General features: G+C 66.0%; 1 protein-coding gene. It reads right to left on the reverse strand.

Annotated elements, in window-relative coordinates:
- Positions 1-293: 293 nt before the first annotated feature.
- Positions 294-2,023 (reverse strand): vitamin B12 dependent-methionine synthase activation domain-containing protein (locus JHD07_RS38605; protein WP_291631775.1); only part of this gene is annotated, 1,730 nt, incomplete at its 5' end.

Genomic DNA, 2,023 nt, shown 5'->3' on the forward strand with positions numbered 1-2,023 from the left:
TCTCTCCACACGGGCATTGTTGGATGTGGAGAGACCGTCACCCCACCTCGGTCCGCATTGCGCTTCGCTGCATGCGAACCGATCCTCCCCCTCCAGGGGAGGATGCCATCGTGCGTGTGGGAGAGTTACAGGATACATCCGCCGCCTGTGCGTCACCGCCCGATGATGCCATACTACCCTGTTTTGCCCGACGCCGCAACGCGATTTCGGCGAAACAGAAATATCCCAGCTCTTTCAACCCCATCGCTACTGTGCATGGGGTTGTTTTCTCAACTTCTGTTTTGAGCGCCGTACTACCCCGCGCCGGCGCGCTTCTTCTGCCAGACGAGGTGCACCGCGCAGGTGCAGCCCGGCGGATGCGAGGCGAGGTCGTTCGAGGGCTCGTCGTTCGCAGGCTTGGCCGCGAATGTCTTGCCCTGTTGCGAGGGAATGTAGTTCAGCACCGGGGCGAGCCAGCGCTCGGCTTCCGCGACGCTCATGCCCTTGCGCGCGGCGTAGTCCTCGACCTGGTCGCGCTCGATCTTGCCGACGCCGAAATAATAGCTCTCGGGGCTGGCAAAATAGAGCCCGGACACGCTGGAGCCCGGCCACATCGCAAAGCTCTCGGTCAGCTTCACGCCGGCGGTCGCCTCGGCATCGAGCAGCTCGAACAGCGTCGCCTTCTCGGTGTGGTCGGGCTGCGCGGGATAGCCCGGCGCCGGGCGGATGCCCTGGTATTTCTCCAGGATCAGATCGTCGGTGGAGAGCGTCTCGTCCGGCGCATAGGCCCAGAACTCGCGGCGCACCCGCGCGTGCATGCGCTCGGCAAAGGCCTCCGCGAGGCGGTCGGCCAGCGCCTTGCACAGGATGGAGGAATAATCGTCGTTGGCCATTTTGAAGCGGTCGGCGACCGCGTCCTCGCCGATGCCCGCCGTGACGACGAAGCCACCGATATAGTCGGGCACGCCGGCGGGCGCGATGAAGTCGGACAGCGCCGCGTTGAAGCGGCCCTCGCGCTTCTCCAGCTGCTGGCGCAGCGTGTGCAGCGTCGCGATGCGCTTGGTGCGGCTCTCGTCGGCATAGAGCGCGATGTCGTCGCCTTCGGCATTCGCCGGCCAGAAGCCGATCGTCGCCCGCGCCCGGAACCACTTCTCCCTCACGATGGTGTCGAGCATCTTGCGCGCATCGTCATAGAGCGAGCGCGCGACCTCGCCGACCTTGGCGTCGTCGAGGATGGCGGGGAAGCGTCCGGCGAGCTCCCAGGTCTGGAAGAACGGCGTCCAGTCGATGTACGGGACGAGCTCGGCGAGATCGTACTCGTCGAAGCTTCGGATGCCGAGGAAGGTCGGCTTCACCGGCCTGTTCGCGGCGAAGTCGACCGGCACGCGGTTGGCGCGGGCATCAGCCAGCTTCAGGCGCTTCTTGTCGGCCTGCGCGCGCAGATGCGCCTCCGAGATCTTGGCGTATTCGGCTCGCACTTCGGCGGCATAGGCCTCGCGCTTCTCCGGCGACAGCAGCGCGGAGGCGACGCCGACGGCGCGGCTGGCGTCGTTGACGTGCACGACGGGCCCGGCGCGGTAGCTCGGGTCGATCTTGACCGCGGTGTGCACGCGGCTGGTGGTGGCGCCACCGATCAGCAGCGGCAGCTTGAGGCCTTCGCGCTGCAATTCGCCGGCGAAGAACGCCATCTCGTCGAGCGAGGGCGTGATCAGGCCGGAGAGCCCGACGATGTCGGCCTTCTCGGCCTTCACGGTCTCGACGATCTTCGCCGCCGGCACCATCACGCCGAGGTCGATCACCTCGAAATTGTTGCACTGGAGCACGATGCCGACGATGTTCTTGCCGATGTCGTGGACGTCGCCCTTGACGGTCGCCAGCACGATCTTGCCGGCCGACGAGGAGCCCTCGGTGCCGATACCGTTCGCGAGGTTGCGCGCCTTCTCCTCCTCCATGAACGGCATGAGGTAGGCGACGGCCTGCTTCATCACGCGCGCGGATTTGACCACCTGCGGCAGGAACATCTTGCCGTCGCCGAAGAGGTCGC

This window comes from Bradyrhizobium sp. (assembly GCF_016462955.1).
Taxonomy (GTDB): domain Bacteria; phylum Pseudomonadota; class Alphaproteobacteria; order Rhizobiales; family Xanthobacteraceae; genus Bradyrhizobium.